At 73.9% G+C, this 14092-nt stretch carries 13 protein-coding genes; 5 read left to right on the forward strand and 8 right to left on the reverse strand.

Features of this window, described 5'->3' with window-relative positions; genetic code table 11:
* Positions 1-53 precede the first annotated feature (53 nt).
* Complete coding sequence (locus HS048_RS10055; RefSeq protein WP_068894662.1) at positions 54-1448, forward strand: aspartate aminotransferase family protein; 1395 nt, start codon at positions 54-56, stop codon at positions 1446-1448.
* A gap of 40 nt (positions 1449-1488) precedes the next feature.
* The gene (gene ald / locus HS048_RS10060) at positions 1489-2607 is read left to right on the forward strand and encodes an alanine dehydrogenase (RefSeq protein WP_068894663.1); all 1119 of its coding nucleotides are present in this window, start codon (positions 1489-1491) and stop codon (positions 2605-2607) included.
* 63 nt (positions 2608-2670) lie between these two features.
* Here ald and HS048_RS10065 read toward each other — a convergent pair whose 3' ends face one another.
* The 5 genes from HS048_RS10065 to HS048_RS10085 all read right to left on the reverse strand — a co-directional run bounded on the left by HS048_RS10065 (position 2671) and on the right by HS048_RS10085 (position 8181).
* A complete protein-coding gene (locus tag HS048_RS10065) occupies positions 2671-4167 on the reverse strand; it encodes a tetratricopeptide repeat protein (protein WP_196466782.1) in 1497 nt (498 codons plus the stop codon).
* A gap of 85 nt (positions 4168-4252) precedes the next feature.
* Complete coding sequence (locus HS048_RS10070; protein ID WP_196466783.1) at positions 4253-5386, reverse strand: sulfite exporter TauE/SafE family protein; 1134 nt, start codon at positions 5384-5386, stop codon at positions 4253-4255.
* A gap of 119 nt (positions 5387-5505) precedes the next feature.
* Entirely contained in the window at positions 5506-6129 is a 624-nt protein-coding gene (locus HS048_RS10075) for a Uma2 family endonuclease (protein ID WP_196466784.1), read from the reverse strand.
* A gap of 70 nt (positions 6130-6199) precedes the next feature.
* Positions 6200-6847 carry a response regulator transcription factor gene (locus tag HS048_RS10080; RefSeq protein ID WP_196467845.1) on the reverse strand — a complete coding sequence of 216 codons (648 nt, stop codon included), beginning with the start codon at positions 6845-6847 and terminating at the stop codon, positions 6200-6202.
* Between the two features lie 98 nt (positions 6848-6945).
* Positions 6946-8181 (reverse strand): sensor histidine kinase, encoded by a 1236-nt coding sequence (locus HS048_RS10085; protein WP_196466785.1) that lies wholly within the window; start codon positions 8179-8181, stop codon positions 6946-6948.
* A 127-nt stretch (positions 8182-8308) separates the two neighbouring features.
* Here HS048_RS10085 and HS048_RS10090 point away from each other — a divergent pair, with 127 nt between their 5' ends.
* Positions 8309-10123, forward strand: coding sequence for a gamma-glutamyltransferase family protein (locus HS048_RS10090; RefSeq protein ID WP_196466786.1), 1815 nt, complete (start codon positions 8309-8311; stop codon positions 10121-10123).
* Between the two features lie 186 nt (positions 10124-10309).
* On the opposite strand, the gene HS048_RS10095 is transcribed toward HS048_RS10090, so the two are convergent.
* Positions 10310-11767, reverse strand: a complete 1458-nt coding sequence (locus HS048_RS10095; protein WP_068894667.1) for an NAD(P)/FAD-dependent oxidoreductase — start codon at positions 11765-11767, stop codon at positions 10310-10312.
* 216 nt (positions 11768-11983) lie between these two features.
* The gene (locus HS048_RS10100) at positions 11984-12154 is read right to left on the reverse strand and encodes a hypothetical protein (RefSeq protein WP_196466787.1); all 171 of its coding nucleotides are present in this window, start codon (positions 12152-12154) and stop codon (positions 11984-11986) included.
* A gap of 190 nt (positions 12155-12344) precedes the next feature.
* Between HS048_RS10100 and HS048_RS10105 the strand changes: the two genes are divergently transcribed.
* The gene (locus HS048_RS10105; RefSeq protein WP_196466788.1) at positions 12345-13151 is read left to right on the forward strand and encodes an SURF1 family protein; all 807 of its coding nucleotides are present in this window, start codon (positions 12345-12347) and stop codon (positions 13149-13151) included.
* Between the two features lie 128 nt (positions 13152-13279).
* Positions 13280-13603 carry a DUF3817 domain-containing protein gene (locus tag HS048_RS10110; protein ID WP_230880793.1) on the forward strand — a complete coding sequence of 108 codons (324 nt, stop codon included), beginning with the start codon at positions 13280-13282 and terminating at the stop codon, positions 13601-13603.
* A 167-nt stretch (positions 13604-13770) separates the two neighbouring features.
* Here HS048_RS10110 and HS048_RS10115 read toward each other — a convergent pair whose 3' ends face one another.
* Positions 13771-13962, reverse strand: a complete 192-nt coding sequence (locus HS048_RS10115; protein WP_191894179.1) for a hypothetical protein — start codon at positions 13960-13962, stop codon at positions 13771-13773.
* Positions 13963-14092: the final 130 nt, after the last annotated feature.

A 14092-nucleotide genomic window follows, 5' to 3' on the forward strand; every position in this document is an offset into this window, starting at 1 on the left:
TCCGCCTTGGTGTGCACACTGTGGGAAGCCCAGCTCACCGAGGGAAGATGGCGATGACGCACCCCGAGAACACCGACGTGACGTCGGTCATGAAGGCCGCGCAGGACAACCTGTGGATGCACTTCACCCGGCACGGCTCCCACGCCGGCGCCGACGTGCCGATGATCACGCGGGGCGAGGGCGCCTACGTCTACGACGTCAACGGCAAGCGCTACCTCGACGGCCTGGCCGGGCTGTTCGTCGTGCAGGCCGGGCACGGGCGCAGCGAGCTGGCCGAGGCCGCCGCCAAGCAGGCCCAGGAGCTGGCCTTCTTCCCCCTGTGGTCCTACGCCCACCCCAAGGCCGCCGAGCTGGCCCAGCGCCTGGCCGCGCAGACCCCCGGCGATCTCAACCGGGTCTTCTTCACCACCGGCGGCGGCGAGGCCGTCGAGACCGCCTGGAAGCTCGCCAAGCAGTACTTCAAGATCACCGGAAGGCCGCTCAAGCACAAGGTCATCAGCCGCCAGATCGCCTACCACGGCACCACCCAGGGCGCCCTGTCGATCACCGGCGTGCCCGCCTTCAAGGTGATGTTCGAGCCGCTGGTGCCGGGCTCGGTCCGGGTGCCGAACACCAACCACTACCGCGCCGACGAGATCACCGGCGTCCCCGGCATGACCCCGGAGCAGTACGGCTACTGGGCCGCCGAGCGGGTCGCCCGCGCCATCGAGATGGAGGGCCCGGAGACCGTGGCCGCCGTCTTCGTCGAGCCGGTGCAGAACGCCGGCGGCTGCTTCCCCCCGCCGCCCGGCTACTTCCAGCGGCTGCGCGAGATCTGCGACGCCTACGACGTGCTGCTCGTCTCCGACGAGGTCATCTGCGCCTTCGGCCGGCTGGGCACCATGTTCGGCGGGCAGAAGTTCGACTACGTCCCCGACATCATCACCTGCGCCAAGGGCATGACGAGCGGCTACTCGCCGATCGGCGCCATGATCGCCTCCGAGCGCCTCTTCGAGCCGTTCAAGAACGGCACCGAGATGTTCGCCCACGGCTACACCTTCGGCGGCCACCCCGTCTCCGCGGCGGTGGCGCTGGCCAACCTCGACCTCTTCGAGCGCGAGGACCTGCTCGGTCACGTGACCCGTAACGAGCCGGTCTTCCGCGCGACCCTGGAGCGTCTCCTCGACCTGCCGATAGTCGGCGACGTGCGCGGTTCCGGATTCTTCTGGGGCATCGAGCTCGTCAAGGACAAGGCGACCAAGGAGACGTTCACCGCGGACGAGTCCGAACGGATGCTCCGCGGGTTCCTCTCCAAGGCCCTCTACGACGCGGGCCTGTACTGCCGTGCCGACGATCGCGGAGATCCCGTGATCCAGCTCGCCCCGCCGCTCATCTGCGGCCCCAAGGAGTTCGACGAGATGGAGTCGATCCTCCGCTCCGTGCTGACCGAGGCATGGAACCGGCTCTGATCGCCTCCGTCCCGTCCAGGCTCCGGAAAGGAAACCCCCCATGAAGATCGGCGTGCCCGCCGAGGTCAAGAACCACGAGTACCGCGTCGCCGCCACCCCGGCCGGCGTGCACGAACTGGTCCGCCACGGCCACGAGGTGTCCGTGCAGCGCGGCGCGGGCCTCGGCTCGCACTTCCCCGACGAGGACTACCTGGCCGCCGGCGCCAAGATCCTCGACACCGCCGACGCGGTGTGGGGCGAGGCCGACCTGGTCCTCAAGGTCAAGGAGCCGATCGCGGAGGAGTACCCCCGCATGCGCCCGGGCCAGGTGCTCTTCACCTACCTGCACCTGGCGGCCGGCCGCGCGTGCGCCGACGCCCTCCTGGAGCGGCGGGTCACCGGCATCGCCTACGAGACCGTCCAGGCCGGGAGCACCCTGCCGCTGCTCGCCCCGATGTCGGAGGTCGCCGGGCGCCTGGCCCCGCAGGTCGGCGCCTACAACCTGATGCGGTCCAACGGCGGCCGGGGACTGCTCCCCGGCGGCGTGCCCGGCGTGGCGCCGGCCAGGGTCGTCGTCATCGGGGCCGGCGTCTCCGGCCTCAACGCGGCCCAGATCGCGGTCGGCATGGGCGCGGACGTCACGGTTCTCGACCTCAACGTCGACCGCCTGCGCTTCGTCGACGCCGTCTACCAGGGCCGGATGAAGACGCTGGTCTCGACCTCCTACGCGATCGAGCAGGAGGTCCTGGAGGCCGACCTGGTCATCGGCGCGGTGCTGATCCCGGGCGCCAAGGCCCCGACGCTCGTCTCCAACGACCTGGTCTCCCGGATGAAGCCGGGCTCCGTGCTCGTCGACATCGCGATCGACCAGGGCGGCTGCTTCGAGGACTCCCGTCCGACCACGCACGCCGAGCCGACCTACCGGGTCCACGACTCGATCTTCTACTGCGTGGCCAACATGCCGGGTTCGGTGGCCAACACCTCCACCCGCGCCCTGACCAACGCGACCCTGCCGTACGCGGTCAGGCTCGCCGACCTGGGCTGGCGCGAGGCCCTGCGGCAGGACGCGACCCTCGCGCCGGGCCTCAACACCCACGACGGCCTGCTCACCAACGAGCAGGTGGCCGTCGCCCTCGGCCTGCCGTTCACACCGGTCTCCGAGGTGCTCGCCCAGGCGTGACCCGCCGGGTCCCGCCGCCCGCCGTACGCGCCCGCCCCCCGGCGCCGCGTACGGCGGGCGGCGTCAGCGCGTCTCCAGACGGCTCCGCAGCTCGCGGGCGGTCACCAGGACGTGCTCGATCTCGGCCGGGGTCGGCCAGGGGGCGCTGCCGGGACGGAGCAGCGTGGCCCTGACCGCGCTCAGGTGCTCGACCGCGCCCCGGTGCAGCCCGCTCCGCTCGGCCAGCCAGTCCACGACGCCGGTGTGGTCGAGCAGCGGCCGGGTGACCAGGTCCCAGGTGCCGAGGATCTCGGCCAGGTCGCCGGGGGCGAGCGCGGCGCCGCCCCGGCGGCCCACGGCGGCGGCCGTCAGCTCGGCGCGGGCGACCAGCTCGGGCTCGGCCGTACGGTCCCACGGCGACGAGGGCGGGACCGGCGGCCACGGCTCGCTCCGGTAGAGCTCGGTCAGCTCGGGCGCCGAGCCGGTCACCGAGAGCAGCGCCGCCAGCTCGGCCGCCGCCTGGCGGTGACCGGCCAGGGCCGCCTGGCGGAACCAGTGCTGCCCGCCCTTGAGGTCGTTCAGCTCCGCGATGAGCAGCAGCCCGAAGTTGAAGGCGGACTCGGCGTCGCCACAGGCCGCCGCCCTCCCGAACCAGTGGCTGGCCGCCTGCGGGTCCTTCAGCTCCACGCAGACGAAACCGGCCGTCCGCTGGTCGTCCACCCGCCCCGCCTGCGCGGCCTGCTCGAACCAGGCGCGGGCGGCGCGCAGGTCTCCGCGGGCCAGCGCGATCCCGCCGAGCCGCGAGGCGGCGCCCGGATGCTCGTTCCTGGCGGCGGTCCGGTAGCACGCCTCGGCGCCCTCCGGATCGCGGTGGGCGGCCATGAGCAGGCCGAGATGGTAGGCCGCGTCGGAGTGGCCGTTCCGGGCGGCCAGCTCCCACCAGCGCAGCGCCTCGTCCTCCGCGCCGGAGGAGTAGGCGAGGAAGCCGAGATCGTGGGCCGAGAGCGGGTCGCCGTCCAGCGCGGCCCTGCGGTGCCACTCCCCGGCCTCCTTCACCTCGCCGGCGTCCTCGCAGATCAGGGCCAGCCGCCGGGCCGCGGGCCGGGAACCCGCCCGGGCCGCCGCCTCGAACCACCGCCGGGCCGCCGGCAGGTCGCCGTGCTGCTCCATCAGCAGCGTCGCCAGGTTGAGCGCGGCCTCGGCGTCGCCGCCGCCCGCGGCCAGCTCGTACCAGCGCACGGCCTCGTCGAGGCTGCCGTGCTTCTCGTGCCAGACGCCGAGGTTGTAGGCGCTGTCCAGGTTTCCCGCGGCCGCGGCCCGCTCCCACCAGTGCCGCGCCGTCGACCGGTCGCCCCGCTGCGCGTGGCGGCGGCCGAGCAGGTGCGCGGCGTGCGAGTCACCGCTCTCGGCGGCCCGCAACAGGGCCGCCTCGTCGACCAACTCGCCCGCCTTGCCCGCGCCGCCCGTCTCACCCGCGCCGCCCGTCTCACCCGCGCCGTCCGGAGCGTCGTGCCCGGTGCCCCGGGGCGCGGGCACCAGCGCCGCCGTGGTCGTCTCCGGGTCGTCCGGCCACCACCCCATGTCCAACCTCCTCGCAGCCAAGCCACAGGTTCGCACGCGACGGATTGACAGCGGAGCGTAATCACCTCTTCTGCTCGGGGATTTCTCAGCGGAAGGTGATGAAGCCGACGTACATCCCCATCGAGCAGACGTAACGCAGCGAGCCCGGTCGCCGCGGGGCGAGCCGTACCGCGGCGGGCAGCCTCAGGTCCCGGCCGTCGACGGTGACCGTCCCGGTGCAGCCCGGCGCCCCCGCGAGGTGGAAGGAGACCTCGGTGGGCACGCCCGCGCGGGCGGTCACGATGCCAGGCCGGTAGCCGCGGTCCGTCGCCCAGACGTCGATCCGCTGCACGCCGTCGGCGTCGACCGGCCGCACGGGTGGCACGGCGGCCGCCGCGCCGCCGGAGGAAGGGAGCCAGCCGCCCAGCCGGAGTCCCGAACCGGCGGTCCACAGGCCCGCGGCCAGCGCGGCCACCCCGGCCAGCGCCGCCAGTCTGGTCGCGGTCACCCGCCGCAGCACCAGCCCCAGCAGCGCGAACGCGGGCGCGGTGCCCGCCGCGAACCCGGCCATGACGGCCGCCCCGCCCACCGCCGAACCGCTGGAGACCGCCACCGCCTCGGTGCTGAGCGTGACCCCGCAGGGGACCAGGACCGTCGCCGCCCCCAGCAGCACGGCCCGCCGGGCGGATCGCGGTTCGGCCCGCCGGGCGGAGGGCGCGGGGCCGCCGGGAGCGGGCGGTGGCACCGGAGTCGGATCGGCGGGAGACGCGGACGCGTCCGGCGGACACGAGGCGGAACCGCGGACGAGCAGCCGGAGCCCGAAGCCGGTGACCGCGATCCCGGCCGCGACGAGCAGCGCCGCCCGGACCGGAGGGCCGAGCCGTACGGCGGAGCCCAGGAGGCCGAGCAGGACCCCGGCGGCGACGTGGGAGGCGAGCCGTCCGGCGAGGAAGAGGGTGACGGCCTTCGGACCCGACGGCTCGCGGGACGGGTGGCACCCCCCGTCCGCGGCTCCGGACACCCCGCCGCTCCCGGGGGAGCACGGGCCACCGGACGTCCTGCGGGGCGCCGTGCCGCCACGGGGCGTCCCGCCGGGCGCTCCGCGGCCTCTGCCGGACTGGCGGGCTCCGGGGACCAGCCCGGCCAGCAGCCCGCCCTGCGCCGCCGTGCACGACGCGGTGCCCGCCACCGCTCCGGCGGCCAGACCGCCGGTGAACAGCGTGATCACCTCGGCGCTCAACGAACGCCCCCCGCCCGGGTCCTCACGCCCCGAACGCTAACCGCCCCCGGCCGGAGCGAACAGTGACACTTCGCTCACCCGCCGCCACGGCGGAGGGCCTGGGGCGGGGCCGGTCCGGACTACCCGAGGGCGTCGGCGAAGATCGAGGTGTCCAGGGTGAAGTCGACGGGCGCGGGGAGGTGGAGGGGGCTGCCCGCGGCGACGCGGGAGACCGTGTGGTACTCGCCGCCCTTGGGGTCGCTGAACACGGTCACGGTGGCGGGGGCGGCGACGGGGTCGATGAGGAGCATCACGGGGACCAGGCCCATGGCGTAGAGGTCGGGTTTGCGGTCGCGGTCGTCGATGACGCTGCCGGGGGAGACGATCTCGGCGACCATGAACAGGCCGGAGGAGAGCAGCTCACGCGTGCCCCAGCGGGGGCAGTCGGCCGGGGCCAGCACGAAGTCGGGCTCGACCGGGTCGCGGGGTCCGTCGATGCAGACGTCGACGTTGCCGCTGAAACCGTCCCAGCCCCGCTCCTCAATGATCGGCAACAGAGCGGAGTAGAGACGCATCGCGATCCGAGCATGCTCGGGGGTACCTACCGGGCTCACTATCAGACTCCCGTCGATGACCTCGGTCCGCAGTCCGGGCAGCTGCGGGAGCGCGTCGAACAGTTCGCGCGCGGTGCTGGGCAGGGGCCGGGACGCGGTCTCGGGGGTGGGGCGCAGGTCGGCGGGTTGCCGCCGTGACGTCATGACCATGGTCGCGTGTCCCTTCGTGTTCTTGTGAACACGTTCAGTATCGCAAACGCCCGGCCGGATCGCGAGGAGTTCAGGCCCAGCCGGGGCGGACCAGGCCGGACTCGTAGGCGATCACGACGAGCTGGGCGCGGTCGCGCGCGTGCAGCTTGGTCATGGTGCGGCTGACGTGGGTCTTGGCCGTGGCGGGGCTCATGAAGAGCGCACGGGCGATCTCGTCGTTGGTCATCCCGGTGCCCACCAGGGCGAGGACCTCGCGCTCCCGGTCGGTGAGCGCGGACAGGTCCATCCCGGCGACGGGCTCCTTGGCACGGCCGGCGTACTCGGCGATCAGCCGCCGGGTCACCCCGGGGGAGAGCAGGGCGTCCCCGGCGGCGACGACGCGGACGGCCTGGATCAGCTCGGCGGGCTCGGTGTCCTTGACCAGGAAGCCGCTGGCGCCGCCCCGGAGGGCCTCGAAGACATACTCGTCGAGCTCGAACGTGGTCAGGATGATGATCCTCGGTCCGGGGGGCATGCGCCGGGTGGCGGTCAGGCCGTCCATGCCGGGCATCCGGACGTCCATCAGGACCACGTCCGGCCGGTGTTCCTCCGCCAGGACGAGGGCCTCGGCCCCGTCGGCGGCCTCGGCCACCACGGTCATCCCGGGCTGGGCGTCGAGCAGCGCCCGGAACCCGGCCCTGACCAGGGCCTGGTCGTCGGCGAGGACGATCCTGATCACGTCGTCCACCCGGCTGCGGGCGCCGTCACGGCTCTGGCCGGGCGCGGGTGTCACGGTGTCCTCCCCGGGGCCTCCGGTGTCCTTCCTCCCGGCGTCCTTCACGGTGTCCTCTCCGGTGTCCTCCCCGGGGCGGACGCGGTGGCGTCCCGCCCGGCGCGGGCGTCACCCGGCCGCTCCGGGACGGGCAGTCGCACCTCGACGCGGAAGCCCCGCTCGAAGGGGCCCGCGGTCAGCGTGCCGCCGAGGGCGGCGGCCCGCTCGCGCATGCCGGGGATCCCGTTCCCGCCGCCCAGCCTCTCGCCGGGGTCCGCGTCCGGTCCCCCGCCGGGCGCGCCCGCCGGACGGCCGTCCGGACCCGCGGCGGTGACCCGGGCGCCGGAGTCGGTGACCCGGATCAGCAGTTCGCGGGCGCCGTACTCCAGCAGGACCGTGACGGAGGAACCGGGGGCGTGGCGGCGCGCGTTGGTGAGCGACTCCTGCACGATGCGGTATCCGGCCCGCTCCACGCCCGGCGGGAGCGGCCGGACGCTTCCGGAGGTCTCCGCGGTGACGTCGAGGCCGCTCCGCTCGACCAGCTCGTCCAGCCGGTCCAGCCCGGCGGTGGGGGAGCGCGGCGCGTCGTCGCGCAGGACGCCGATCACCGAGCGCATCTCGGTCAGCACGTCCTTGGAGGCCTGCTTGATCGTGGTGAGCGCGGTGCGGGCCTGCTCGGGGTGGTCGTCGATCAGGTGCAGCGCGGTGGACGCCTGGACGTGGATGAGTGAGATGTTGTGCGCGAGCACGTCGTGCAGCTCCTGGGCCATGGTCAGCCGCTCCTCGCTGACCTGCCGCCGGGTCTCCTCCCGCGCCGTCCGCTCCCGCTCGGCCTTGCGCTCCCGCCTGGCCCGGGCGAACTCGCCCGTGGCCAGCAGCACCCCCATGACGGCGGCCATCGCCAGGGAGTGCCACAGGCCTGTGCTGGGGACGGGCGCCAGCCAGGTGGTGTGCACGAGGAAGAACGTGTAGGCCGCCGCCGCCGCCGTCCAGGCGGTCCGGCGGTGGCCCAGGACGAGGGCCTGGTGGAGCGCGATGGCCGGGCTGAAGAAGATCGGGCCGTAGGCGTGGCCCCGGGCGATGAAGACGATCATCGCGGCGACGGTGACGGTCAGGGCGAGCACCGGGTTGCGCCGCCGCCAGAACAGGGCGAGCGGCCCGATGAGCAGCAGGACGACGCCGAGCGGGTCCGCCGGGAGCCGCTCGGGCTGGTTGCCCTGCGCCGCGTGGTTGGTCGCGACCTGAACGGCTCCCACGATCAGCGGGAGCATCCGGTCGGTCCAGCGGGGTCGGGAGCGCACGCCAGCACCCTACGCCCGCCCGCCTGACCTGCGCGTCCGCCCGGAGGCGCGGGCGCCGCTACATCTTCGGCGGTACATGAGGCTGACAACCCTGCCGAGGTGGGTAAAGCTGAGCGCGGGAGGACATATGATCACTAATCGCTCTGTCGCGCCCCTCGCAGTGATCCTGGTGGCGGGCTCCACCGTGCTCACCCCGCCGGCCTGGGCCGATCCGCCGCCGACCCCGCAGCCGGTCGCGCCGGCCGCCTCGCCGACGACCGGGAGACCGGGCGGCGGCCAGACCGGGAAGGTCCCCGTCGCCGAAGGGTACGGCGGCGCGGTCTCGACCGTCGATCCGGACGCGAGCAGGGCGGCGCTGAAGGTCCTCAGGCGCGGGGGCAACGCCGTCGACGCGGCGGTCGCGGCCGCGGCCGTGCTGGGGGTGACCGAGCCCTACTCGGCCGGACTCGCCGGGGGCGGGTTCCTGCTCTACTACGACGCGCGGCGCGGGAAGGTCCACACGATCGACGGCCGCGAGACGGCCCCGAAGGCGATGACGGCGACCTCGCTGGAGGGCGTCCCGTTCGAGGAGGCCGTCACCAGCGGGCTGTCCGCCGGGGTGCCCGGCAGCGTGGCCCAGTGGGAGCTGGCACTGCGCCGGTTCGGCACGCTCTCGCTCCGGCAGGCGCTGCAGCCCGCCGTCGAGGTGGCCGACCGCGGCTTCACCGTCGACCAGACGTTCCACGACCAGACCGCCGCCAACGCGGCCCGGTTCGCGGACTTCACCTCCACCGCGAAGCTCTTCCTGCCCGGCGGCGCACCGCCGCGGGTCGGCTCCACGTTCCGCAACCCCGAGCTGGCCGAGACCTACCGCACGCTCGGCAGGAAGGGCCCCGGCTGGCTGTACGGCGGGCGGCTCGGCGAGGAGGTCGTGGCGACCGTGAAGCGGCCGCCGGTCACGCCCGGCTCCACCAGGAACGTCCGGCCGGGCCTGATGGAGCTGCCGGACCTGAGGGCCTACCGGGCGCTGGAGCGGCCGCCGACGAAGGTCGTCTACAAGGGCATGGACGTGTACGGCATGGCGCCCCCGTCCTCGGGCGGCTCCACCGTCGGCGAGGCGCTGAACATCCTGGAGGCGCTGCCGGAGGTCGGCCCGCACGAGTACCTGGAGGCGTCCCGGCTGGCCTTCGCCGACCGGGGGAGGTACGTCGGCGACGTCCCCGGCGTGCCGCTGGCGGAGCTGCTCTCCGACGGGTTCGCCAAGGAGCGCGCCTGCCTGGTCACCGAGCGGGCGATGGCCCACCCGGCCCCGGCGGGGGAGCCCGACGGGGCCTACGGACCGTGCCCGGCGGACTCCCCGGCGGCCCCGGAGACCGGCACGGCCGCCCCCGAGGGCCCGGAGACCACCCACCTGGTGGTGGCGGACCGGCGGGGGAACGTGGTCGCCTACAACATCACCATCGAGTCCACCGGCGGCAACGGCATCGTCGTCCCCGGCCGGGGCTTCCTGCTCAACAACGAGCTGACCGACTTCACCTTCGGCCCGGCCCCCGGCGACCCGAACCTGCCCGGTCCCGGCAAGCGGCCCCGCTCGTCCATGGCCCCGACGATCGTCCTGGCCGACGGCGAGCCGCTGCTGGCCCTGGGCTCGCCGGGCGGGTCCACGATCATCACGACCGTGCTGCAGATCCTCGTCAACCGCTGGGAGCTCGGCATGTCCCTGCCCGAGGCCCTCGCCGCACCCCGGGCGACCCAGCGCAACACCGCCCAGACCCAGGCGGAGCAGGGGTTCATCGACCGCCACGGCGCCGAGCTGACCGGGCGCGGCCACAGCCTGGTCCTCAATCCGGAGATCGGTGCGGCCACCGCGGTGGAGTTCCTCGGCCGCGGCCGGCTGCAGGCGGTCGCCGAGCCGTCCCGCCGGGGCGGCGGCAGCGCGCTGGTCGTCTCCCCGGCGCGGTGACCGCGCCGGCCGTCTCCCGGCCCGCCGCGGCCGGGGGACGGCCGGTGCGCCGCAGGTCCGGAGCCGGGGGCGGCCGGTGCGCCGCAGGTCCGGAGCCGGGGGCGGCCGGTGCGCCGCAGGCCTGGGCCCGGGAGGCGATCGGCGCCTCGCCGGTCCGGGACCGGGCCGTCCGCCGTCCTCGGGCGGTCAGCGGATGAGCCGGTAGGCGCCGGGTCTCACCTTCCGGGTCCGAGCCCAGTACTCGAAGGTGAAACCCGGCCAGAGGGTGCGGTTGACGCCGCGGGAGTCGAGGTACCAGCTCCGGCAGCCGCCCTCGTTCCAGACCAGGGCGGAGAGGCGCCGCTGGAGGCGGTCGTTGAAGTCGCGCTGGGCCTCGGGACGGACGTCCAGCGCCCTGGCCCCGGTGCGGGAGAGCAGCCGCAGGCACTCGATGACGTACCGCACCTGGGACTCGATCATGAACACGACCGAGTTGTGGCCCAGGCCGGTGTTCGGCCCGAGGAGGAAGAACAGGTTCGGGAAGCCCGAGACCGCGACGCCGTAGTAGGCCTCGACGCCGTCCTGCCAGGCGTCCTGGATCTTCCGGCCGTTCCGGCCGGTGATCCGCTGGTCGTTCAGCGCGTCCACGACCTTGAAGCCGGTGCCGTAGACGATCACGTCGACCTCGGTCTCCCGGCCGGCGGCGTCGACGATCGAGCCCTCCCGGATCTCGCTGATCCCGTCGGTCACGACCTCGACGTTCTCCCTGGTGAGCGCGGGATAGTAGTCGTCCGAGAGCAGGATGCGCTTGCAACCGATCGTGTAGTCCGGGGTCAGCCTGGCCCGCAGCCCCGGGTCGGGCACCTGCCGTTCCAGGTGGCGCAGGGCGACCGCCTCGTGCACCTTCATCAGGCGCGGGTCGACGGTGAAGCCGAGCGCACGGGTCTCCAGCACCCAGTAGATCGCGTTGCGCAGAGCCCGGGCCGCGCCGGGCAGGGCGAGCAGCCGCTTCGTCCGCTCCGGGAAGGCGAAGTCGGGCTTGGGCTGGATCCAGGGCGCGGTGCGCTGGTAGACGGTCAGGTGCGCGGCCCGCTCGGCGATCCTGGGGACGAACTGCACCGCGGAGGCGCCCGTGCCGACCACCGCGACCCGCTTGCCGGTCAGGTCCACCGAGTGGTCCCAGGCGGCCGAGTGGAAGGCCGCTCCGCGGAAGCGCTCGCGGCCCGCGATCTCCGGGAGCGACGGGACGTGCAGCGCGCCGACGCCCGAGACGACCGCGTTGGTGGTGAACACCTCGCCGTCGGCGGTGCCGACCCGCCAGTCGCGGGCCGCGTCGTCGTACTCCAGGGAGACGACCTCCTTGCCGAACCTCAGGTGCGGGCCGAGGCCGTACTTCTCCGCGCAGGCGCGCATGTAGTCCCGGATCTCCTCCTGCGGCGGGAACATCCGCGACCAGCCGGGATTGAGCTCGAAGGAGAAGGAGTACATGTGCGAGGGGACGTCGCAGGCGCAGCCGGGATAGGTGTTGTCCCGCCAGGTGCCGCCGAGCTCGCCGGCCTTCTCCAGGATCACGAAGTCGTGGTATCCGGCCTCCTTGAGCTTGATCGCCATGCACAGCCCGGCGAAGCCCGAGCCGATGATGGTCATCCCGGGGGAGGTTCTCATCCCATCTCCTTATTGGACGCGAAGTCCAATGTAACGAGCGGGCCTGCGTGCCGTCCATCCCCAAGGCGCCGGAGCACTCCGAGAAACCGACCGGTCGGTACGGAATCGGCCCAGGGGTACGCGAAAAGCGCCGAGGGCGAGGCCTTCGGCGCGAGCGGACATACGTCGGGTCGTACGGCGGGGCGGTCGCCGCCCTGCCGCGTGGCTCAGGCGCGGTTAGAGGATCAGGTAGGCGGCGACGGCGGCGATGACCAGCACCACCACCACGCCCGCCACGACGGGGACGATCGGAGACCGCCGCTGCGGGACGGCCTCCGGGTCCTTGCGCTGTGCGAACGCGCGGAACTGCTGGGTGTTCCCTGCCGGGTCGATCTGAGGGTCAGACATGGGTCGACTTTAGCGACACATCGCGACTTTTCAACCCGGGTTCCCGTACCCGGACCGTACCCGGACCGTACCCGGGCCGTTCCCGGTGCTCCGCCGGTTTCCGGCGCTCCGCCGGGTCGCCCGCGCACCGCCGCGGGCGTGGCGCGGTCCTGGGGGCGGGACCGCGGGTGCGGGCGGATAGCGTGGTGTCATGCTCCGGATCCTGTTCTCTCCGCGCGTGGTGGTGCTCCACCTCCTCGCGGTCGGAGCGCTCGTCGTGTGCGGGCTGCTCGGCCGCTGGCAGCTCGGGGTCTTCGAGGACTCCGGCAGGCCCCAGTCCACGCGGGACCCCGCCCCGGTGGCGGTGGGCACGCTCACCGAGGCCGGCCGCCACCTGGCGGCCGACGCGATCGGCCGCAGGGTGACGGCGGAGGGGACCTTCGACGCCTCCAGGCAGCTCCTGGTGGCGCAGCGGGACGAGGGTCTGTGGGTGCTGACCCCGCTCGACCTGGGCGACGGCACGGTGATCCCCGTCGTGCGCGGCCGGGTGCCCGCCGCCGGAGACCCGGCGACGGCCGTGCCGCCGGGGAAGGTGACCGTGACCGGGCGGCTGCAGGCGTCGGAGCCGACCGACAGCGTGCAGCGCAGGACCCGGCAGCTCCCGCAGGGGCAGGTGCTGACGGTGTCGTCGGCGGAGCTGGTCAACCTGTGGCGGGGCGTGAAGCTGCGCGACGGCTTCGTGATCGCCACCGCCCAGTCGCCGGCCCCGCCCGTCGCGGCCGAGCCGGTCCACGCCCCCGCGCCGACGCAGGAGGGCGTGCTCACCTGGCGCAACCTCGCCTACGCCGCCCAGTGGTGGATCTTCGGCTTGTTCGCCGTCTTCATGTGGTGGCACTTCGTGCGCGACGCACTCCGGGGCGGGAGAGCCGCTCCGGAGGGCGGAACGGGTCCGGACCCGGAACCCGCCTCCGCTGCGGACTCCGGGTCCGCGCCGGAGTCCCGGCCGGCCGCCGTCTGACCGGCGGCCCCGGGCGCGGACCCCGGATCCGCCCGTGGGGCCGTCCCGTCCCGCGTACACCCCGTCCCGCGTACACCCCGTCCGGCCCCGCATATCGTTGAACGTCCCCGCTCCCCGACCCGAGGTAGATGACCGTGGAATCCGCTCTCAAGCCCTTCCGAGTCCTGGCGTACGTCGTCGGCGTGATGCTGCTCGTCCTGACCGTGTGCATCGTGCTCAGGTACGGCTTCGGCATCGAGGGCCCGTCGAAGGTCGTCTCCCCGATCCACGGCTTCCTCTACATGCTGTACCTCGTGGCCGCGATGAACCTGGGCATGAAGGCCCGCTGGTCGTGGCAGTACATCCTGGGCGTGATGCTCGCGGGCACCGTGCCGCTGCTCTCGTTCGTCTTCGAGCGCAAGGTCACCCGGCGCGTGGAGATCGAGGCCGCCGCCGCGACGGCGACCGCCTGACCCCGGCCCGGCTCCCCGGCTGACTCCTGCCCGACTCCCCACCTGGCCCCTGCCCGGATCCTCGCCTGACTCTGCGACGGGGGCGGGGCCGTACGGAGATCCCGTCGGGCGGGACCCCGGAGCGCTGTGCCGCGGAGGCCCGCCCGAGAGCGGGCCTCCGCGCCGGATCAGCGGCCGATGCCCCGCCTGCGGGCGCGCTTGAGCCGCTCCCGCTGGGAGGGGTCGAGCATCATGTAGCCGACGGCCGGGGCGGCGACGACGCCGAGGAAGACCAGCAGGGCCAGCCAGCCCGGCAGGAAGATCCACGAGAGCAGCACGGCTGCTCCGGCGCCGATCGCGTACTTCTGGATGGGCGACATCCTCAACATCCTCCGAACGCGGAGCGCGCGCCCCGCCTGGTGACATTCTGCGTCGCCCGGTCAACGAGCGGGCCACCCACCCGGGTTCCGTCTGAGATATATCTCGTTTCCCGGGACGGGCCCACCGCGG

It is taken from the genome of Planomonospora sp. ID91781, assembly GCF_015711595.1.
In the GTDB taxonomy this organism is placed as follows: domain Bacteria; phylum Actinomycetota; class Actinomycetes; order Streptosporangiales; family Streptosporangiaceae; genus Planomonospora; species Planomonospora parontospora.